Consider the following 22,229-nt stretch of genomic DNA (forward strand, 5'->3'; position numbering starts at 1 on the left):
CTATCTTTATTATACATATATAAAAATAGTACAAATAAGAGGAATAGTCAATAGGACTATTCCTCTCTAAAACAACTACCTCCAATAAACTCCCTTAATATGGAAGTATTTGGAATTATGGATTCATCATCTATATCTTTAAAATAACTTAAGAATTTTAATAATCTCTTAGCTTCTGCATAATATGGTACATCCCTACCAATTTTTTTCAATAAAGGTATCGCATATTTCTTTAATACTGATAATTCATATACTAGAGCTGAATTAAACATAACATCTGCCTGTTCTTGAAATGGGAATATGTTTCTTTCTTCTCCTCTTCTAACAGAAGCCCATAATTGTAAAGTCCTTTTAGCATCATTACCTCTATATTTACTATCTCTTACAATTCTTCTTATAAGCCTTAAATCAGTAGTCGGTATTCTATTATGTGAATCAATATTAAGCTGAGTCAATGCACTTACATAAATCTTAAACTTATTATTTTTAGGTATAGCCGAAGTCAATCTATCATTAAGACCATGAATTCCTTCTATTATTATTGGTTGGTCCTTTTCTATTTTTAGAATCCTCCCCCTGTATTCTCTTACCCCTTTAATAAAATTATATGTTGGCAAATGTACTTCTTCACCAGCAATAAGCCTTAATAAATCTTCATTAAATTTTTCAATATCTATTGCTTCAATCGATTCAAAATCATATTCTCCATTTTCATCTTTAGGAGTCTTCTCTCTATCGACAAAATAATCATCCAATGATATAGAAACGGGTTTTTTCCCACTAGTCTGTAATTGAATCGATAATCTTTGTGCAAAAGTAGTCTTACCAGACGAAGATGGTCCAGCTATTAATATTATTCTTTTATCTTCATCTTCGGCTATCTTATCTGCTATATATGCAATTTTTTTCTCATGTAATGCTTCAGATATTAAAATTATGTCTTTTATTGTACCATTTAATATCCTTTCATTTAAATTACTAACATATCCTATATCTAAAATATCTCCCCATGTTTCTGCTTCTTTGAAAACTTTAGCTAGTTTATTCTGCTGCTCAAACTTAGGAATTTTAAAATTACTTTCTTTTCTTGGAAACATTATTATTATTCCAGGGGGATAATATACTAAATCAAAACTTTTGATATATCCAGTTGAAGGTGCTAGATGACCATAAAAAGAATCATAATAGCCTTCTAAACTGTATAAATGCATTTTATCTTTATCTAAATTTTTTATTAAATTCACCTTATCAAACATTTTCTGATTTGTGAAAATTTGTATTGCTCTATCAGTACTAACCTGTTCTCTTTTTATTTTTATATCTTCACTGATAATTTCTTGCATTCTAGTTTTTATCTTTTTTACATCATCTAAAGTAAAATTATTATCCTTATGTATTTCACTATAAAGACCTTTGCTCAACGAATGTTCTATAGTTACAGTTGCATCTCCAAATAAATCTTTACAAGCTTTTATATAAATGAAAGAAAGAGTTCTTGTGTATATCCTCAATCCATCTTTATGAGTGATATCTAAAAGCTCAACATTACAATCACTTACTAAAGGATACTCTAGGTGTCTTACCTCATTTTCAACCATAGCACCTAAATACTTTTTTTCATCATCTACTTTTATCGATTTTATTATATCAATAATCTTTACACCTTTATTGAAAGTTAGTTCACCTATACCTTTTAATTTAACTTTAATCTTTTCTTCCATTTTAATACCTCCTAGCAATACTTAAATTAGTTAGTTGCAAAACTTTATAATTCTAATATACAACTAATTGGTTTTACAACTATTATATATTATACATAATATTATGAGTAGCATAGTAATAACCATAGATTTTTATTTAAAAAATTCAATTTTTTTAATAAATTTACTTTTTTAATTTAAACCTAAATTTTTGCTTTATATTTTACTCTGCTTTGTGTAGACCTTATCATCAAATTATTTCAAAGCTCTGCTCTCATTGTTGTTTTTCGCCAATTTAAAGTATATTCGCTATTTATGTTTTATTATACTATTTCTCAAGCAATGTTTTAATTGTTGTATGCCTTTCTACTCCTAGCACCTTTCTTTTTTATCTTTTGCAATTTTATTCTATTTAACTACAAAGAAAATATTTTTAGAATACTATATAAGGAATTTTTTACCATAAAATAACTATTTTAAAACGCTTGAGAAAAATCCTTAATTTTTATATAAAAAGTCGAGCAGTTTAATCTATGCCCGACCTTTCTTTTTAATATTCCATAGCTGCCATACGCTTGTATGTTTCGTATCTTTCTTTTGCATCTTTTTCCGCTTTTTCGAAAAGTTCTTCAGCTATTTCTGGGAATGAGTTCATGAGTGAAGTATATCTTACTTCGCCTTTCAAAAACTCTTTAAAATCAGCTGTCGGTTCCTTAGAATCTAGGATAAATGGATTCTTACCTTGTTCTTTAAGCATTGGGTTGTATCTCCATAAATGCCAGTATCCTGCTTCAACAGCCTTCTTAGTTCGTTCTTGAGTTTTACCCATTCCTGCTTTAATACCATGATTGATACATGGAGCATAAGCTATGATTAATGACGGTCCATCGTAGCTCTCAGCTTCTTGAATAGCCTTCATGAATTGGTTCTTATCTGCTCCCATACCGACTTGAGCTACATATACATATCCGTAAGTAGTAGCTATCATACCAAGGTCTTTTTTCTTAACCTTCTTACCTGATGCAGCAAATTTAGCAACAGCTGCTGTTGGCGTAGCCTTAGATGACTGTCCTCCAGTATTAGAATATACCTCAGTATCGAATACTAATATGTTTACATTCTCACCTGAAGCCAATACATGGTCAAGTCCACCGTAACCGATATCATATGCCCATCCATCTCCACCAACAATCCATACAGACTTCTTAATTAGATAATCTTTCTTTTCTTCGATTTCTTTAAGGATTGCTTTAACTCTTTCATCTTCTACATTATTATTATTTAATACTTTCAATATTTCTAATGTAGCAGCCTTAGAACCTTTAGCGTCTTCTTTGTTTTCAAGCCATGCCTTAAATGGAGCTTTAATATTTTCATCTATATTAAGCTTAACTAATTCCTTCATCAATTCTTCTAATCTATTTCTCATTTGCTTGATTGCCAATGCTATACCATATCCATATTCTGCGTTGTCTTCGAACAGTGAGTTAGCCCAAGCTGGACCTTTACCTTCTTTATTAGTACAATATGGAGTTGAAGGAGCTGAAGCACCCCAAATTGAAGAACAACCTGTAGCATTAGCTATAACCATTCTATCTCCAAATAATTGAGTTATAACTTTGATATATGGAGTTTCCCCACAACCTGCACAAGCTCCTGAGAACTCAAATAATGGCTGTGCAAATTGGCTTCCCTTAACTGTCCCGGTAGACATTAAATTATCTTTATAAGTTACATTATTTATTGCATAATTCCAGTTTGGAACTTCTTTTTCCACTTGAGTTTCAAGTGGCTTCATTACTAATGCTTTATTCTTAGCTGGACAAATGTCGGCACAGTTTCCACAGCCTGCACAATCAAGAGTACTTACCTGTATTCTGAACTCAAGTCCTTCAAATCCTTTCCCTATAGCTTTAATAGTTTCGAAGGTTTCAGGCGCATTTGCTTTCTCCTCTTCATTTAATAAAAATGGTCTGATTGCAGCATGTGGACATACGAATGAACATTGATTACATTGGATACAGTTTTCCTTAATCCATTCTGGAACATTCACACCTATGCCACGTTTTTCATATGCTGCTGTTCCTTGTGGAAAAGTACCGTCTTCTCTACCTACAAAAGTACTTACAGGTAGTGAATCTCCCTCTTGTTTATTCATAGGAATCAATACCTTTTCTATAAACTCAGGAACTTCTTTAGTCACAGCTGCTTCTTCCTCTGCAGTAGCAAACTTCCAGCTTTCTGGTATTTCAACTTTCACTAAGCTGTTTACACCTCTATCAACAGCTTCATAGTTCATTTTAACTACTTTTTCACCTTTCTTACCATAAGTCTTAACGATAGCATCCTTTAAGTACTTAATAGCAACTTCAACGGGAATAACCTTTGCTAGCTTGAAAAAAGCAGCTTGCATTATCATGTTAATTCTATTACCAAGTCCTATTTCTTGAGCTATATCAGTAGCATTGATGATATAGAAATCTATATTGTTATCTGCCAAGTATTTTTTCATTGAAGCAGGTAATTTTTCTTCTAATTCTTCTACTGACCATTTGCAATTAAGTACAAATGTACCACCTGGTTTTAATCCCTTTAATATATCATATTGCCCAACATATGCTTGGTTATGACACGCAACATAGTCAGCTTCATCTATTAAGTAAGTAGATCTAATAGGCTTCTTACCAAATCTTAAGTGAGAAATTGTAACTCCACCAGACTTCTTAGAATCATAAGAGAAGTAACCTTGAACATAGAGATCAGTATTATCACCGATTATCTTGATAGCATTTTTGTTAGCTCCAACAGTTCCATCTGAACCAAGTCCCCAAAACTTACATCTTACAGTTCCTTCAGGCTCAGTAACAATGTGGTCTTTAACTTCTAATGAAAGGTTAGTAACATCATCTACTATACCTATAGTAAATCCATTTTTTGGATTGTCTGACTTTAAGTTGTCAAATACTGCCTTAATTTGTGAAGGTGTAGTATCTTTAGAACCTAATCCATAACGTCCACCTATTACTAACGGAGCATTCTCCTTATCGTAAAACAATGTACGTACATCTTGATATAATGGTTCTCCTAAAGAACCAGGTTCTTTAGTTCTGTCAAGTACTGCTATTCTCTTAACAGTTTTTGGTAATACATTAAAGAAGTATTTTTCTGAGAAAGGTCTATATAGACGAACTTTAATTAAACCAACCTTTTCTCCCTTTGATAATAAGTAATCAATAGTTTCTTCTATAGTTTCTATAACTGAACCCATAGCAACTATTATGTACTCAGCATCTTCTGCACCATAGTAATTGAATGGTCTATAGTCTCTACCAGTAATCTTACTTATTTCAGCCATGTAGTTAGCAACTACATCTGGTACTTTCTGATAAAATTTATTTGATGCTTCTCTAGCTTGGAAAAATATATCTGGATTTTGTGCAGTACCTCTAGTTATAGGATGTTCAGGATTTAATGCTCTCTTTCTAAACTCATTTACAGCTTCAAAATCAATAAGTTTTGCAAAATCTTCATAATCAATAAGTTCAATCTTTTGAATTTCGTGAGAAGTTCTAAACCCATCAAAGAAATGTAAAAATGGAACTCTTGTCTTAATAGCACTAAGATGTGCGACTCCACCTAAATCCATAACTTCTTGCACACTACCTGATGCAAGTAATGCAAAACCAGTTTGTCTTGTGGCCATTACATCTGAATGATCACCAAAAATTGATAATGCATGGCTTGCTACAGCACGTGCGCTTACATGAAATACCCCAGGTAACAATTCACCTGCTATTTTATACATATTTGGTATCATTAAAAGTAACCCTTGTGAAGCTGTAAATGTAGTAGTAAGTGCTCCACCTTGTAGCGAACCGTGTACAGCACCTGCTGCACCAGCTTCAGATTGTAATTCTGTTACTTGAACAGTCTGACCAAAAATATTTTTCTTTCCATTAATTGACCATTCATCAACATATTCTGCCATCGGTGATGATGGTGTGATTGGATAGATAGCTGCAATATCAGTAAATGCGTATGCAACATATGCAGCAGCCATATTACCATCCATAGTTTTCATAACCTTTTTTGCCATGTTTTTGACCCCCTTATTTATAATAAGCAAAAAAGCTTTTTCTCAAATTAATAAAACCCACTACAATTCATACCCTGATTTTTTAGTATATAACATACTTTTAAAAAAAATAGTTCCTGTAACCAGGAACTATTTCATTGGTCTGCTTGGTTCTGAAATACTTGATAATGCGTCTCCTGCTTCATTTACATATATATCTCTTACAGCAAGGTCACCAATTGATAATATACCTACAAGTTTACCATTTTCAACAACAGGAAGTCGTCTAATTTGATTATCAGCCATAATTCTTGCTGCTTCGTGAATATCTGTATCTGGAGAAACAGAAACTACATTTCTTGTCATAACGCTTGATACAGGTGCAGAATTGTCGCTTCCAGATGTTAATCCTCTAACAACAATATCCCTATCTGTTACTATACCAATAGGTCTGTTAGAACTATCACATACTGGAATAGAACCAACGTTTAAACTTTTCATCTGGTCTGCTACTTCTTTTATGGTACTATTTTCCCTAGCAACTGAAACATTAGTAGTCATTACCTCTCTTACCTTCAAACTTTTCACCCTCCTTGTGATTACTCACAATTAGGATATGCAAAAATTTATTTTTTAAACATAGAACAAAATTCTTGATTTAAAATCAACTAAATAAATCTTTAATAATTTTTTTATATAACTCATCTAAATTAGCAATAAAACTTTTACCATTTAAATATGATAAGTAATCATCTAATCCATTAAACTCTATCTTATATGAATGTAAAAATTGACTATCTAAATTATATTCTTCCTTAAAAAATCTATTTGTAATAACATCTCCATATTTTGTGTCCCCTATAATAGGATGTCCTAAATAAGATAAATGAGCCCTGATTTGATGTGTTCTTCCAGTAATTAAATTTATCTCAAGTAAACTATATTTATCATTGCTTTTCAAAACTTTTATCCCTGTTTCAATCTTTTTTGCCCCGTTTACATAATCTTGAAAAATATTTGCTTTATTTTTTTTCGCATCCTTTAACATATAGCCTTTTACATTAAAATCTTTTTCTATTTTTCCTTTAACAATACATTTATAATATTTTTTTATTTTTTTCTCTCTTATAGCTTTATTAATTAATTGTAATGCTGTAAAATTTTTAGCTCCAATTATAATCCCACTTGTATTTCTATCTAGTCTATTACATATAGATGGTACAAAAGTCTTCTCTTCATTAGGATTATATTCACCTTTACTGTATAAATAACTTATTAGCATATTTACAACATCATTTTTACTATCTGCTCTATCAGAATGTGATAATAATCCTTTAGGTTTATTTATTAAAATAATATTTTCATCCTCATATACTATATCTATGTCTACTTTATTGTTTTCTATTTTAATTTCTTCTTTAAATTTATTTATAGTATCTTCAGCTAAATATAAACTTAATACATCTCCTTCTTTAAGAATATCATTTGGTTTTGCTTTCTTACCGTTTAGCTTTATTCTTTTTTTTCTCAGCATTTTATATATAAATCCTTTAGAAGCTCTAGGCATATATTTTTTTAAAAATCTATCTAATCTTTGATTACTTTCATTTTTACTTATTGTTATCTCTTTCATACTCGTCTCCTTTCTCATTTGTATAATAAACTATTTAAACATTATTTCTTTCAATTGTCAACAAATTACAACTCTATATCAGTTCTATTTATTGAAATTATACCACCTAATATGATATCATTTTGTTAGGACAAAATCTTCGATTTAAATAAATCGTTAAGGAAGATTTTGCCTATATTCATTACAAAAATTATATTTAAAAATATTTACAATATTAATAAGATATATAATTTTCTATGGATTATAAAATAATATTTGGGGTGACTAAATTGAACAGCTTTTTTGAAAAATTTAAAGACTTTTTGTACGATATCATAGACTACATAATAATAATTGGTATTACAGTTATAGTTATTGGAATCATAGGTTGGAGATTAGATATTCTGTTTGCAGATAATACAGTAAAAACTCCAATAATTAGCTCTGAAGTCGTAAGCAATAATGATAATAATGCATCTATTAACAAAAATACTTCTACTTCTACGGATACAACAGATAATACTGAAGTAAATAATTCAGCTCAAAATAATAACCAAAACGACCAAATAGACTCTAATAAACCTGACAAAAATACAAATTCAAACAATACACAAAATACTAAAATAGTTATTATTAACATACCAAAAGGTTCTTTAGGTCCTACTATCGCCGATATATTATTAAGAGAAGGTTTAATTGACAGCAAAACCGAATTTTTAAACAGAGCTAAAGAATTAAAACTTGATACAAAACTTAAAGCAGGTAGCTTTAAAATTGAAAGCAATAGCTCATTAGATAAAATAATAAAAATTATCGCAGGAGTAATTTAGAACCTAATCATTTATTGTAACCACTTTTAAAACAAACTATAAAACTAGACTAGTAGCTATGGGCTAACAGCTAACAGTTTGCAATTGTTAGCTGTTAGCTCTTTTTTTATTGCTAAAATCTAAGATATGAATTTCCATCTAATGGTATTAATACTTGTAATGATGGCTCTTGCCTTGACGATCCTATAAAATATATTGAATAGAATTTATCTGATGATAATGATGCATTTGGAACATATAAAATTCTTTTATTAGTTGCTGCTAAATAAATATCAAAGTTATAGGTTGCAGGAGATAACAAAATATAATTCGTTATTTGCTTATAACCTATATTAGAAAACAAAAGAGCACCATTAGAAAGCCTAACATCTACTGGTGGTGTATCTGGTGATAGGTGAATAAATCTTAAACATACTTTCCCCATCGGTATAGGCAATCTCGGATCTAAAATAGGATATAAAGATATATCTTCTAACTTTCCAATAACCGATACAGTAAAAATAGAACCTGGTAGAATGTTTATATCTGTATCGATTAAAACCTTGGTTCTGTTACCTGCTGGAAAAACTTTAATATTATATCTACCATGATAAACAGGAAAATATTCTGTAAAATCTTTATAAGAAAGATTTGTAGATACATCTTTGTTATTCATTAGAATATCTATATTAGATGTGCCTGGAGAAGCATGTAAAAAACGTACGTATGAATGCATCCTATACATAGGATTGTAGCAAAAATTTAAATTTGACCAACATTCATACATCTAAAATCATCTCCCTAAAAAAAGAATTTACCTACTGCTAGTACAATATATGCAGTAGGTAAATTTTTGCAACTAATATTTTTCATTTATATAACTATCAATTAATGATTTTCTTACGCCTTCAAAAAAAACACCTTCATCTTTAAGAATTTTTAAAAGCCATGGACTTTTAGAATGTAAAATTGCATTTTCATAATCCTTTAAATCTATTTCATATAACTTATCCTTAAGAAATTTAGATTGCACTTTAATAAAATATGCTTCTACATTCTTAAATTTTAAAAATCTTAGCAGCTTTAATGTAGCTCTATCCTTTAAGTTATAATAGTAATTTGCTTCATCAATACAAGCTCTATAATAATCAAAGTGCTTATTTTTCTTCTTTATATCCATTGCCGTCATATAATAATATTTTGCTAACATATTGTAGTACTGATAGTTATACATACCTTTTTCAAAACTATCTATTCTGCTAAATGGTTTAACATTCATTTTCTGTATATATTCAAAATTCAATTTTAAAAACTCTCTTTTAGTTATATCGCCATTAATATATTGAATAATAAGTGCATCTCTATGATTAAAAAACTTATCGAATAAACTCTCTCTTTTATAATATGCCACAACTAACACCCTATCTAATAATTGCTATTTAAACTGTAATTATATATTAATTATATCATAATTCAAAAGCATCTTATTAGTAATAATTTACCTCTTTTTTAATTTTATTTTATTGCTCACCATAGCATATGATAGTGTTAACATTATAAATATTAAAACATATACGTTAATCTCATACTTTATTGTATATAAAGAAGTTATAGCCAATATGCCTCCTGATAAAGTTATCGGTATCCCAATATATATACCATCAAAATCTATAGTATTATATCTTGCTAACCTGTAAGCTCCAGCAATAGCAAATAAAATTGTTATTATTATACCCAAAACACCTATATCAATAAGCTGACTATGCCAAATTAATATTGACGGAGCAACTCCAAACGAAATTAAATCACACAGAGAATCTAATTCTTTACCGATACTTGAAGTTGCATTAAACATTCTTGCTATTTTACCATCATATCTATCTAATAAAGCTGCTAATAAAATAAGTAAAGAAGAAATATAATAGTTTCCTTGAATAATATACAATATTGCCAATATTCCTAATGATAGATTTAAAAAAGTAAATAAATTTGGGATATACCCTTTAATTTTCATCTTTAATCACTCCAATTACTGTTAATCCACCTTTTACGATATCGCCTTCCTTAACTTTTAATTCTACTCTATCTATTGGAATTACAACTTCTGTACATGAACCAAATTTAATTAATCCATAAAGCTGGCCTTGCTGCAGAACATCTCCTATTTTAACCCAACTAACTATTCTCCTTGCAATAAAACCAGTAATCTGATGTACTAAAACTTTAATATTCCCATTATTTATCCCTATAGTATTCCTCTCATTAATTTCAGAAGCATGACTTTTAAAAGCAGGTAAAAACTTTCCTGGTCTATAGTTAATATATTCAACTTTACCTGATATTGGAGTTCTGTTTACATGCACATTAAATAAAGATAAAAAAATACTTACTTTAACAGCTTTACATTTAAGATATTCATCTTCATCAATTTCAGTTATACTTAGAATTTTACCATCTGCTGGTGATAAAATAATTTTATCATCTTTTTTTATTTTTCTAGGTGGATTTCTAAAAAAGAATGTTACAAATATCAAAAAAACAAACGGTATAATTGCTGCATATATACTTATAAATCCAGTTATAATAGTAATAGCTAACAATAATAAAATATAAGGAAAGCCATCAGGTGAAATAATAAAATTCCTCATCTTATACCCCTTTCTATTGTTTAAAATCAGTTAAAACTCTATAAATATACATTTATCCATTATATATCAAAACATAGAGTATAATCAAATTATAAATCATTTATAATAAAACAATAAACAAAAATATCAATAACTAACTCTATTACTTTCAATAATTTACTATAAATGTATGTATATCTATATATGCAAATCACATCAAGAATTTTTTAGTAGAAGTATTTCTTCTTCTGTCAATTCTCTATACTCACCAGGCAATAAAGTCTCGTCCAAATCCAATCTACCCATAGAAACTCTTTTTAAATACACTACTTTTTTATTTACTGCTTTAAACATCTTCTTAACTTGATGAAATTTACCTTCCTTAATAGTAAGATAAACTTTTGATATATTATCTGTATCGATAATTTCAAGCTGAGCAGGCATAGTTTTATATTTACCGTCAATTACTACACCTTCAGCAAAAATTTCTTTATCATCTTCAGTAACATGTCCTTCTACTTCTACATAATATTTTTTCTCAACATGTTTTTTAGGAGATAATAAATTATGTGCCAGCTTACCATCATTAGAAATAATTAATAACCCTTCTGTATCTTTATCTAGCCTTCCTACTGGAAAAGGATTAAATACCCTATACTTTTCATCTATTAAGTCAATCACAGTTCTTGATAATGGATCATCTGTCGAAGAAACTACTCCTTTAGGTTTATTCATCATCAAATAAATAAATTCTCTATATTCAACAACTGTATCACCTATTTTAATTACATCTTTATACGGATTTAACTTATATGAACTATCCTTTATTACTTCACCATTCACTTCTACTAAGCCACTTTTTACCATTTTCTTTATATCTTTTCTACTACCATAACCTAAATTAGAAAGTATTTTATCTAATCTAATCTTTTTATCCATAACTTCCTCCTGTCATTATCTCATTCTCCATTCGGGTCGATAATAGTTTTTAAGAAAACTGTCAGTCTGTTTACCCCATCCTGCAGGAAATCCATCAATACATACTAATTTCCATCCTTTTTTACCGCTTAACATCAAGGTTTCACCTTTAAGATATTTAATTGCCTCTATACTCTCGCTTGAAAAATCTATTAAATTCCTAAAATATTCTTTTTTAAAAGCTAAAGCTAATGACTGACTAGGTTCAAATCTATTTTTTTTAATTTTCCCTAAATACAAACCTAAATTAGTAACTTTAATACCAGTTAAATCAGGTAATTCATCAGGTATACTATATAAATTTTCTCCTATACTATGAAGACTCTCTTTCAATGATATTTTCATATTTAAATCCTCAAACTCTAAATAAGCATCATAATTTGAATCTTTTTTACTAAATTCCTTAAGTTCTTCAGTCTGCCCATCTTTTTTTCTAAGTAAAGCTATAAAATGACCCTCTCCTTTGATTTTATGAGGCCATGCTCTTAAAGTCCGTTCAATCTCTACTCTACCATCTATCCACTCTGGTCTACCTCTATCTAACACATCAATATTTTTTATTTCAACTACCTCGAATTCTGGAAACTCTCTTAAAAACCATTCCATTGTACCCTCGTTCTCTTCTGGAGAAAATGTACAAGTTGAATAAACCAACATGCCGCCTGGCTTTAACATTTTAGGAATATGTTTCAATATATCTTTCTGCATTCTTAAACACTGATTTACTGAAAATTTGCTCCAACTCTTAACAGACTTTGGGTCTTTCCTAAACATACCTTCTCCTGAGCAAGGAGCATCAACTAAAATCTTGTCAAAAAAATACTTAAATTTTTCAGCTAATCTTTCTGGAGTTTCATTTGTTACTATAGAATTTCTAATTCCGAACATTTCAATATTTTTAGTCAACGCTTTAACTCTTTTAGGATTTATATCATTAGCAACAAGCAAACCCTTACCATTTAATTTTGCACCTATCTGAGTTGTTTTACCTCCAGGAGCAGCACTTATATCAAGTATCTTATCCCCTGGTTTCGGGTCCAAAACTTCAACTGGTATCATTGCACTTGGTTCTTGAATATAATACAAACCACAATGATAGTAAGGATGTTTGCCTGGTCTTACTCTATCAAAATCATCTATATAAAAACCTTCCCTGCACCAAGGTATCTCCCTTAAATTAAAAGGAGAAATTTTCTTAAAATCTTCTACACTTAATTTTAGTGTATTTACTCTTATACCTTTATATGACTCTTCATTATAGCTTTCAATAAAATCATTATATTCATTTCCTAATAAATCTTGCATCTTTATTAAAAATTCTTCTGGTAAATTCATAAAACCACCTACTTTAACTTTTTCCATTATATTTTATAATTAACTTAACTCTTTTTCAAATAAATTTTTGAAAAATGTGGTTACTATTAAATTTTTTGATATGAATAATTATTTAAAGTTTTCATACACTATTTTTGAAACTATTAAAAAGTTTTATGTATAAAACTTAAAGGAGGATGTCAATTGCGTGCACAAAAAACAGATAATTATATTGGTAGAGTAACATGTAGTGTAAATAGTTGTTATTATTATGGAGAAGGAGATCATTGTCTAGCTTCTTCAATTCAAATTCAACCACCTAATGCTAGTAATTCTCATGAAACTGACTGTGCAACTTTTATACCTAAAAATAAATTATAACAAAATCTTCGATTCAAATGAATTAAGGAAGATTTTGTTGAAATCTATACAGATTATAACAAAATCTTTAATTTAAATAAAAATAATTTATAAGGAAGATTTTGTTGAAATCCTTGCGGATTATAACAAAATAAGGCGGCCTATGCCGCCATATTACTTAATTACAGCCCTAACAAAATATATAGGTTTACCTTGACTAATAAATTTCTCTTCATACTCAGTTTTTACAGTATCTAAATCTCCATCTCTATAAAGATTTAATGAAATATCTCTTAATTCAAATCCAAATTCACTCATTTCATTTAATGAAAACTCAAATAATTTTTCATTATCAGTTTTAAAATGGATTTCACCATTAACTTTTAGTATTTTTCTATATTTGCTTAAAAATTCCCTATAAGTTAATCGTCTTTTAGTATGTCTTTTCTTTGGCCAAGGGTCGCAAAAGTTTATATAAATTCTATCAACTTCATTCTCTTCAAATATATTTTCTATTTCATTAACATCAAAAAGTAAAAATTTAATATTATTTAATTCTTTACCTTCTGCCTTTTTTACAGCCTGAAACAATACATCTGCTATTTTTTCAACTCCAACATATCCAACATTTTCATTCTTCTCAGCTAAAGTCGTTATAAACTGGCCTTTTCCAGTTCCCAATTCTATATGTAAGATATCTTTACCAAATATCTCTTTCCATTTTCCTTTATATTCAACTGGATTTTTAACTAAATAATTATCTTTCTCTAAAAGTTTCTCTAATAAACCTTTTTTCCTCCTTAGTCTTCCCATAAAAATACCTCCATGTAATTATACAATTATTATACTAATATATATTATTATATATTTCAAATAGTTTTTTAAAACAAGTATTTTAAAATCAAAAGACTGGATACTAAATCCAGTCTATATTACATATTTCTTTATATTTTCAGGTATATCTTTTTCCTCAACATTTAAACTTAATATAAAATCTACCTTAAATTTATTAGCCAAGTTTTCTAACCTTTGAATATATTTTTGTAACAATGATAAATCTATATCTGCAATTTTATATACTGCATCAATATAAATTTTCTCTATATCATAATCTTCTGCTATTAAACCACATAAAAAGCCATGGAACATTTCAATACCCTTAACTTCAAATTCCATGGCATTAATATACCTTATTTTATGATTAAGATCTAACATATGTTTTACATCTGAATCGATAAACACAATATCCCCCAAAGGCTCCTTCACATCTTCATTAGCCATTTTTATTAATCGTTTAGTCTTTCCAGTACCTTTTTTCCCACAGACCAATTTAACCATTTTAATCCCCTCCAATTTAACCTTTTACATATAATTTCGTCACAGCAAACTAAAATCCTTCAAATTTTTCAAACTATTCTTTAAATTTCTTAAGAGCACTCCCATTTAAATAACTACATTTTTTCCCTTGAAAAGTTTTTAATTCTATCATTTTATTAATTATTTCCTCTTTTATCTTCCACCAACTTGTATTCCAATTAACAAAAATAGTATTTTCTTCAAGAATTGTCCAAACGCTATTTGTATTAATACTTTTGATATTATTAATTCCTCTAGAATATATCTATTAATACTTTACTTTAAAATAAGTTATATACATTACTACTTAATTCAATAAAAAGAATCCTCTTAAAAATCGAAATCTCTACAAGTTTACATTTTTCTATATTTTATTTACATTTTTAATTCTATTAATCCAAAACTTGACAATATCAAATTCTGATATTTATAATTTTATATATAAGATTATATTTTATTTAATTTTATAATGTTATCTGTTTTTAAAATTTCTCTTGAATAAAGAATTTTTTAAAATAATTAGGACAAGCTAATATGTCAATATAAATCTTTTATGTATCTTTGTTTTTATGTTTATCAAAAGATAATCCAAATACGAAAGGTTAGTGTTTCTATTGATAGACTTATTAAAACTAAAGAATATAGGAAAAGTTAATAAACTATACAATGAATTAATAGATATAATTAAATATTTTTCTATTTCTTTTCTAACCCTTATAATTGATTTTTTGGTTACTTTAAATATGTTCTATATTCTTAAATTGAATTACATTTTATCAAATATTTTTGGTAATTTTACTGGTTTTCTAATACACTTTTTTCTTAGTATAAAGTTCGTTTTTAAACTTAAAATTAATTTTTATTCTTTTTTAATTTATTTTCTTACATTTGTTTTAGGTTTAATTTTAGCAAATTTAACAATATGGTTCTCATATGAAAAAATGAATTTTACTTTTGAGATTAGTAAATTCTTATCTATAATTGTACCTTTTTTATTTACATATTATTTAAGAAAATTTACTTATAGAATTTATTTTATACGAAATCAAAGGGGATAAAAAAATGCTTACAAAAAAATATAAATTCAAGTTCTATTTAAATGCTCGACATATACTTCAATTTTCTGATTCTAAATCTAAAGAGCATCCTCATACTTGGGAAATAGTAATAACCATATATAGAAATGAAAATATTTTTTTTAAATTTAGTGATATTGAAAAAGATGTACAATTTTTCCTATCGATATATGAAGGTCAGTTATTAAACGAAATACCTCCTTTTAATATCATTGAACCTACTTTAGAAAATATAGGTGAAGTTATTTTCGAACAAATTAAAAGAATACTTAAAGCAAAGGGTTGGATTTTAGAGAAACTTGAAATAAGTGAAAATCCAGCAAGAACATATGTTATAGAATGTAAAGCTAATATTATGCCAACTAAAAAAAAAAGCATAGTTGAAATAAAAATAAATAGTATTTTAAAGAAAAAAAAACAAAATATGATTTCAATAAGCAACATTATAAATTTCTTGTTGGATAAAAGTAAACTATTTACATCTAATATTCTTCATAAAAAAACAATTATTAAAAAACATGAATTTTATTGTAAATTAAAAGATGCATTAAATAAAAATTTTTTAATTATATCTTCTTTATGCCTTACAATGTTTTCTTTAGTATTGATGTTGTGGATAACAAAAAATGGTTCATTTCCCTGGGGATCTGATACCTGGGGACATCTATTTAAAGCAAAACTCTTATATAACGAAGTAATAAAAGGTAATTTTTTCCCTCTTTATACTGAACTTTGGTATAATGGTATTCAACCTTTTAGATATTGGGCACCTTTTCCTTATTATATACTACTTTTATTTCTATTATTAACTAGAGGTGATGTTTTTTTAACTTATAACCTATTTTTAGCATTTATTTTTATTTTGGGTGGTTTTGGATGGTTACTTTGGGGAACAAAAACTGAAAGAAAGTTTCTATCTTTTCTACTTTCTTTATTATGGTTCTTTCTGCCAGATAATTTAAGAGTCTTATTTTCAGAAGGCAATATTCCTAGAGTTATAACTACAACGATGATTCCCTATCTTTTTTTAAGTGTTTGGGATTGCATCGAAAAAGAAAATAAAAAACAAATAATTATAACTGCTACATTATTCTTTTTAATTACACTTAGTCATGCTATGGTAGCTGCAATGTCTGGAATAACAATAACTGTTTTTGCTTTTTTATATGGAATTGAAAATAGAAAAATTAAATCATCTTTATTAATAATTATAGCTGCACTTTTAGGTATTGGTGTTGCTAGTTTTTGGTTATATCCTGCTCTTAATGGTGGGATGATGTCTTTAGACACAGAAGCTGTAAAAAATGTAATGAAAGATTTAACATACCCTATATCGCAATCTCTTAATCCATTTATCAGATTTAAAAACATAGAAGTTTACTATTTTGGTCTTTCATTAATTATAACGGCTATTTTAGGTTTTATATTTGGTGGCAAAAAAAGTCGTGCAGGATTCATTACAGTTATTTTAATCTTTTTAGGTACTACAAAAGCTTTACTTAGTGTTGTCCAAAAACTTCCAATGAGTCAACTTTTTTGGATGATGAGATTTACTCCATTATCCATGGGAGCTCTGTTTATAGGACTTATCCTATGGCGAAAAATAAAAAAAATATTTCTTTATATTTTAATATTCCTTATAATCATAGATAGCTCTATATCTTTCAAAACCCTTTGCTATAATGTAAAATGGCCTATTGAACTACAAAATGCACTTGATAATGCAGTAGAATCTTCACATCAAAGAATAGCTGTTTTAGATAGTAGTGAGTTTGGTTCATTCCCAAGCTATTATCTAAGTTATAATGAAAAAAATAAAAAATTAAACCAAACTTTTGGTTGGGCTTGGCAAGGAGCAAAAACATCTCAAAATATTGTTTGGATAAATACAGCACTAGAAAAAGAATGGTTCAATTTTTTATTCGATAGATGTTTGGAACTTGGTGCAGATACTCTCATTGTAAAAAAGGATAAGGTTAAAAATATAAAGAATTTTTTAAATATTGCTAATAAAATAGGATATCAGAAAATATCCGAAACTAAATTAAGTATTACATTAAAATACCCTGTTAATTATAACTTTGGGACTAAAGTCCATTACGAAGGACTAGCTATAGGAAAATACGCAAGCAATATAGCATATATTTTTCCAAATATAAAAATTGGAAATAGTGTATATTTAGATGATTACTCTGAAAATGAATTAATAAAATTTAAAGTAATATATCTTTCTGGTTTTCGCTATAGAAACAAAGAATTAGCAGAATCTATTGTTCGTAAGCTTTCACAAAAGGGTATAAAGTTTATAATAGATCTAACAGATGCAGACTGCGATATATATACATCTAGACCTAGTTTCTTAGAAGTTTTTGCTCAACCTATTGTATTTAAACAAAAATATCCTTTTTTTATAATAAATGGTGAAAAAATAAAAACAAAGGATTTTCCAAATGAATATTCTACGTGGAAAACTATTTATCTTGAAAATCTCGATACGGTTTATGGTTATACCCAATTTGAAAATCATTATATAGATTTTTATGGGACTAAATTAAACTCAAATATAGTTTTCATTGGTTTTAATTTGCCTTTTTTTACAATGATAACAAAAGACAATAATTTTATAAAAATCTTTGAGGAAATAACGGGATTAGAATCTTTCCAATTACCACGTCGTAAAATAGTAAAAATAAAAAAAATAATTGATAATAATATAATTAGACTAGAATCTCAAGAAAACAACGTTGTAACCGATTTAGCAAATATTGATGCTTTTAAAATTATCGAAGGCAACACATACGAATCGCATAACCTTTTAGTAATTAAAAATAAAAATGTAGTTATAAAAATTATATATCCATATATTAGAACTGGTGCTTTTATAAGCTTTATCAGTTTAATTCTACTCACGTTTCTAATTAGATTTTTGTATTTGAACCGTCAAAAGTATTGATATCAATATTTTATTCATTCTCCTTAATATTATTTTCAGACAATTCTTTTTATAGGTGTGATTTGTATTGAAAAGAAAAAAATATATATTTATTGGGATTATTTTCCTATCACTCTTTTACAGTAAGTATGCATACTCCGAAACCATTACATTAGATGGATATTTCAATGATTGGAAAGATAAACCCATATTAAATGACACTATTAGAGATGAACTTCCTAGATACGATATAGTTAAAATGAAATGGTATGTAGATACTTCAAAAGATAGACTTTACCTTTTTGTAAAACGCAAATATAGTAAAAATAAATGGACTTTTCGAATATATTTTTCATCAGATATAGGTATTAGAATACTTAAAGTAAGTTATAATCCAAAAAATAGATTTGTAAATGTAAAACTATATAATGAAAAAAATTTTTATATTTGGCAAGCAAAAGGTAAATGGGGAGATAGTAAGAAACAAGGTAAAAGACTAGAGTTTTATGTCCCATTAAAATATTTAGTAGGTTCAACAACTAGTGGTTATGAAGTCAAGTTAAAAATAAAAAGTAGATTTGACAATATACCTAATAAAGGTATGATTGTTATATCTACAGTTAATACTTACACATCTTTTATCTTATTAATTATAGTCATCTTCATTTTAACTAAAATTACGACTTTTTTTAATAAGGAGAACTTATAAATGTTACCATTTATCTTATTAATTGTCTGGTGTTTTATACTCTTTTTTTTTCAAAAACTGAATATGCATTTTTTTAAGTTTTTAGCTGGAAGTATAGGTTTGTTTTGCTTTTCAATGTATTTTGGATTAAATTATACCGAAAAAATTCTTGAATATAGTGTAACTTTTTTAGTGAGTTATATTGGGAAAATGTTTAAACTTTGCATAGCATATCCAAAATACTCTCATATAACAGTATATTACTGTAATCAAGCTATTTCTTTTTTGGTAGATTATGAATGTTCAGGTTTTGTTGAAACTTTAGTATATATATCATTATTATGGTTCTACCCAGTATTTACTTTTTTTAAAAAAATAATATATACTTTTTTAGGTACAATATATATTCTATTAGCTAATGTATTAAGAGTGAGTTTTATATGTATTCTTATTAAATTTGCTGGTCCTAGGATAATGTTTTTTAGCCATACAATTTTTGCAAGAATACTTTTCTTCATGCTTATAGTTATTCTATATTATTATGTATTTACTAAACCACATATTTTAAACTTGAAGGTAGGTAATTTACAACATGATTAAAAGCAAAATATTTCAACAGTTTTTATACTGGTGTATATGGCTTATAATACCATTTTTATTTGAGGTTTTTAAAAATCTTATCGGTGTTTCACTACTTTTACTTAAATATTTAGCAAATAAAAGTAATAAAATGTCAAAACTTGATTTTTTTCCACCAATTACTATTATTATTCCTGTTTATAACTCAGCAAAAACTCTGAATATGTGTTTAAAATCTATACTAAATCAAAATTATCCAAAACATTTGATTGAAATTTTACTAATAGACAATGGAAGTAAGGATAATAGTTACAATATTTTTCTAGATTTTCATAACAAGCATCCAAATCTAAATATAAAATGGTATTGTTCTTCTCAAGGAAAATCAAAAGCATTAAATAAAGGTATTTTTTTAAGTAGTGGCAAATACATAATAAATATTGATAGTGACGGTTGGCTTGATAGACAAGCTTTATTTGAAATTGTCAGAAAATTCGAAAGTGACGATAAAATAAGCTGTATGACTGGAGTGGTATTAATCGACCCCCAATTAATAGAAAATACTAAAAATACATTTATCAGAATATTAAGGATTTGTGAACTTTTTGAATATACAGAAGCTTTTTTGGTAGGTAGAAATCATCAGTCTATGACAAATTCTATGTATACACTTGCAGGGGCTTTCTCATGTTTTAAAAAGAACGTAATATCAAAAACTCAAATGTACAGTTTTGAAACTGTAGGAGAAGATACTCATATGACATTTCAGATTAGAAATTCAATTGAAGGTAATATTTCAATTTGTGAAAATGCCTTTTTCTATGTAGACCCAATAGAAAATTTTAACAAATTATATACCCAAAGACAAAGATGGCAAAGAGGACAATTAGAAATTGCTAGCTTATTTCCTCATTTACATATAAAAAATTTAATACATATATTCAAAAGCTTTCCTTTGAGGATTCTTATTCATGACCATACACTTGCTTTACCAAAACTCGTTTGGTTTTTTGGAATGATATATTTATATTTTATTAATTATCCTTTAAGACTTCTAATTGGAGCAAACATACTAATGTATCTATTGTACGTCATTGTCAGTTTTTTAAATTTATTTACAGCATTAATTTATCTAAAAAATCAAAAGAGTATGAAAAAATATTTACTCACTAAATGGTATATATGTTTCATATTGCCATTTTACAGGTTCATAGTTTATTGGATTAGGGTAGCTGGTATTATAAATAGTCTTTCAACTAGCTCGAAATGGCACACCTCAACATTAACCGAAGAGTTTAATTTAATTTTAAACAACATAAAAATAAAATTTAATTTCTTAAAAAAGTTAGAAAGGATGATAAACAATGAATAAACTTTACGCTATAATCCCATGTTATAACGAAGAAAATAATATTGATGCACTTATAAAAAAATGGATTAATATTACTGATTTTCTAAAACAATTTTCTATAGATTGTTTAGAAATTGTTTTAATTAATGACGGTAGTAACGATAATACAAAAAAAATTATAGAATCAAAAATGAAAAAATATCCACAAATCACCTTGATTGAACATGGAATAAATAAAGGATTAGGTGAAACCTTAAAAACTGGCTTAAAATATGTAGTCAATAAATCAAATGATAATGATTTTATATGCACTATGGATGGTGATAATACACATGACCCATTATATTTAGTTAATATGTTTAATAAAGTTATAAATTTAAAAGCTGATTGCATAATAGCTTCTAGATACTGTAAAACTTCAAAAATAAAAGGAGTACCTTTTTACAGAAATTTTATGAGTTTTGGTGCTAAACTTTTCTTTTCTATTATTCTACATATACCAAATGTTAAAGATTATACTTGTGGTTATAGACTTTATTCTTCAAAAATACTTAAAAAATCCTTTGAGAAATATGGTGAAAAAATAATAACTGAAAAAGGTTTTACTTGTATGGTCGAACTTTTATATAAATTGTATAAATCTGGATGTATTTTTGAAGAAGCACCTTTTACACTTAATTATGATAAAAAAATTGGGCAAAGTAAAATGAAAGTTTTAAAAAATGCTATTAAAAGTATTACAATAGGTATAAAATTAAGGCTGAACTATTAA

Annotated in this window: 20 protein-coding genes; 8 read left to right on the forward strand and 12 right to left on the reverse strand. The window is 27.4% G+C overall.

The window, feature by feature from the left end:
* Positions 1 to 56: 56 nt before the first annotated feature.
* The 4 genes from AB4Y15_RS09615 to AB4Y15_RS09630 form a co-directional block, all read right to left on the reverse strand.
* Entirely contained in the window at positions 57 to 1,721 is a 1,665-nt protein-coding gene (locus AB4Y15_RS09615; protein ID WP_427340091.1) for a uridine kinase family protein, read from the reverse strand.
* A gap of 529 nt (positions 1,722 to 2,250) precedes the next feature.
* The gene (gene nifJ / locus AB4Y15_RS09620) at positions 2,251 to 5,796 is read right to left on the reverse strand and encodes a pyruvate:ferredoxin (flavodoxin) oxidoreductase (protein ID WP_427340093.1); all 3,546 of its coding nucleotides are present in this window, start codon (positions 5,794 to 5,796) and stop codon (positions 2,251 to 2,253) included.
* Between the two features lie 129 nt (positions 5,797 to 5,925).
* Entirely contained in the window at positions 5,926 to 6,354 is a 429-nt protein-coding gene (locus tag AB4Y15_RS09625) for a CBS domain-containing protein (protein WP_427340095.1), read from the reverse strand.
* Between the two features lie 85 nt (positions 6,355 to 6,439).
* Positions 6,440 to 7,408 (reverse strand): RluA family pseudouridine synthase, encoded by a 969-nt coding sequence (locus tag AB4Y15_RS09630; RefSeq protein ID WP_427340097.1) that lies wholly within the window; start codon positions 7,406 to 7,408, stop codon positions 6,440 to 6,442.
* 269 nt (positions 7,409 to 7,677) lie between these two features.
* Here AB4Y15_RS09630 and AB4Y15_RS09635 point away from each other — a divergent pair, with 269 nt between their 5' ends.
* Positions 7,678 to 8,217 carry a hypothetical protein gene (locus tag AB4Y15_RS09635; RefSeq protein WP_427340099.1) on the forward strand — a complete coding sequence of 180 codons (540 nt, stop codon included), beginning with the start codon at positions 7,678 to 7,680 and terminating at the stop codon, positions 8,215 to 8,217.
* Between the two features lie 112 nt (positions 8,218 to 8,329).
* Here the strand turns inward: AB4Y15_RS09635 and AB4Y15_RS09640 are convergent, their stop codons facing one another.
* The 6 genes from AB4Y15_RS09640 to AB4Y15_RS09665 all read right to left on the reverse strand — a co-directional run bounded on the left by AB4Y15_RS09640 (position 8,330) and on the right by AB4Y15_RS09665 (position 13,163).
* Positions 8,330 to 8,983, reverse strand: a complete 654-nt coding sequence (locus tag AB4Y15_RS09640) for a DUF4397 domain-containing protein (RefSeq protein WP_427340101.1) — start codon at positions 8,981 to 8,983, stop codon at positions 8,330 to 8,332.
* Between the two features lie 72 nt (positions 8,984 to 9,055).
* Positions 9,056 to 9,607, reverse strand: coding sequence for a DUF6648 family protein (locus AB4Y15_RS09645; protein ID WP_427340103.1), 552 nt, complete (start codon positions 9,605 to 9,607; stop codon positions 9,056 to 9,058).
* Between the two features lie 87 nt (positions 9,608 to 9,694).
* A complete protein-coding gene (pssA, locus tag AB4Y15_RS09650) occupies positions 9,695 to 10,210 on the reverse strand; it encodes a CDP-diacylglycerol--serine O-phosphatidyltransferase (RefSeq protein ID WP_427340105.1) in 516 nt (171 codons plus the stop codon).
* Entirely contained in the window at positions 10,200 to 10,844 is a 645-nt protein-coding gene (locus AB4Y15_RS09655; protein WP_427340107.1) for a phosphatidylserine decarboxylase family protein, read from the reverse strand. The genes pssA and AB4Y15_RS09655 overlap by 11 nt, the downstream gene beginning before the upstream one ends.
* A 195-nt stretch (positions 10,845 to 11,039) precedes the next feature.
* Positions 11,040 to 11,762: a pseudouridine synthase gene (locus AB4Y15_RS09660; protein ID WP_427340109.1), complete on the reverse strand. Its 723-nt coding sequence runs from the start codon at positions 11,760 to 11,762 to the stop codon at positions 11,040 to 11,042.
* 15 nt (positions 11,763 to 11,777) lie between these two features.
* Positions 11,778 to 13,163, reverse strand: coding sequence for an RsmF rRNA methyltransferase first C-terminal domain-containing protein (locus AB4Y15_RS09665; RefSeq protein WP_427340110.1), 1,386 nt, complete (start codon positions 13,161 to 13,163; stop codon positions 11,778 to 11,780).
* 156 nt (positions 13,164 to 13,319) lie between these two features.
* Between AB4Y15_RS09665 and AB4Y15_RS09670 the strand changes: the two genes are divergently transcribed.
* Positions 13,320 to 13,496 (forward strand): DUF1540 domain-containing protein, encoded by a 177-nt coding sequence (locus AB4Y15_RS09670; protein ID WP_427340112.1) that lies wholly within the window; start codon positions 13,320 to 13,322, stop codon positions 13,494 to 13,496.
* A gap of 153 nt (positions 13,497 to 13,649) precedes the next feature.
* On the opposite strand, the gene trmB is transcribed toward AB4Y15_RS09670, so the two are convergent.
* Positions 13,650 to 14,288: a tRNA (guanosine(46)-N7)-methyltransferase TrmB gene (gene trmB, locus AB4Y15_RS09675; protein WP_427340114.1), complete on the reverse strand. Its 639-nt coding sequence runs from the start codon at positions 14,286 to 14,288 to the stop codon at positions 13,650 to 13,652.
* Positions 14,289 to 14,402: 114 nt separating this feature from the next.
* On the reverse strand, positions 14,403 to 14,813 hold the full coding sequence (locus AB4Y15_RS09680) for a hypothetical protein (RefSeq protein ID WP_427340115.1): 411 nt from the start codon (positions 14,811 to 14,813) through the stop codon (positions 14,403 to 14,405).
* A gap of 623 nt (positions 14,814 to 15,436) precedes the next feature.
* On the opposite strand from AB4Y15_RS09680, the gene AB4Y15_RS09685 reads away from it, so the two are divergent.
* The 6 genes from AB4Y15_RS09685 to AB4Y15_RS09710 all read left to right on the forward strand — a co-directional run bounded on the left by AB4Y15_RS09685 (position 15,437) and on the right by AB4Y15_RS09710 (position 22,229).
* On the forward strand, positions 15,437 to 15,889 hold the full coding sequence (locus AB4Y15_RS09685; RefSeq protein WP_427340117.1) for a GtrA family protein: 453 nt from the start codon (positions 15,437 to 15,439) through the stop codon (positions 15,887 to 15,889).
* A gap of 4 nt (positions 15,890 to 15,893) precedes the next feature.
* Positions 15,894 to 18,860 (forward strand): 6-pyruvoyl-tetrahydropterin synthase-related protein, encoded by a 2,967-nt coding sequence (locus AB4Y15_RS09690; protein WP_427340119.1) that lies wholly within the window; start codon positions 15,894 to 15,896, stop codon positions 18,858 to 18,860.
* Positions 18,861 to 18,927: 67 nt separating this feature from the next.
* The gene (locus tag AB4Y15_RS09695; RefSeq protein ID WP_427340120.1) at positions 18,928 to 19,548 is read left to right on the forward strand and encodes a DOMON domain-containing protein; all 621 of its coding nucleotides are present in this window, start codon (positions 18,928 to 18,930) and stop codon (positions 19,546 to 19,548) included.
* A complete protein-coding gene (gene xrtG / locus AB4Y15_RS09700; RefSeq protein WP_427340121.1) occupies positions 19,549 to 20,127 on the forward strand; it encodes an exosortase family protein XrtG in 579 nt (192 codons plus the stop codon).
* Positions 20,120 to 21,478 (forward strand): TIGR03111 family XrtG-associated glycosyltransferase, encoded by a 1,359-nt coding sequence (locus AB4Y15_RS09705; protein ID WP_427340123.1) that lies wholly within the window; start codon positions 20,120 to 20,122, stop codon positions 21,476 to 21,478. The genes xrtG and AB4Y15_RS09705 overlap by 8 nt, the downstream gene beginning before the upstream one ends.
* On the forward strand, positions 21,471 to 22,229 hold the full coding sequence (locus tag AB4Y15_RS09710) for a glycosyltransferase family 2 protein (RefSeq protein ID WP_427340125.1): 759 nt from the start codon (positions 21,471 to 21,473) through the stop codon (positions 22,227 to 22,229). The genes AB4Y15_RS09705 and AB4Y15_RS09710 overlap by 8 nt, the downstream gene beginning before the upstream one ends.

This window comes from Caloranaerobacter longqiensis, from assembly GCF_050286925.1.
Classification (GTDB): Bacteria; Bacillota; Clostridia; order Tissierellales; family Thermohalobacteraceae; genus Caloranaerobacter.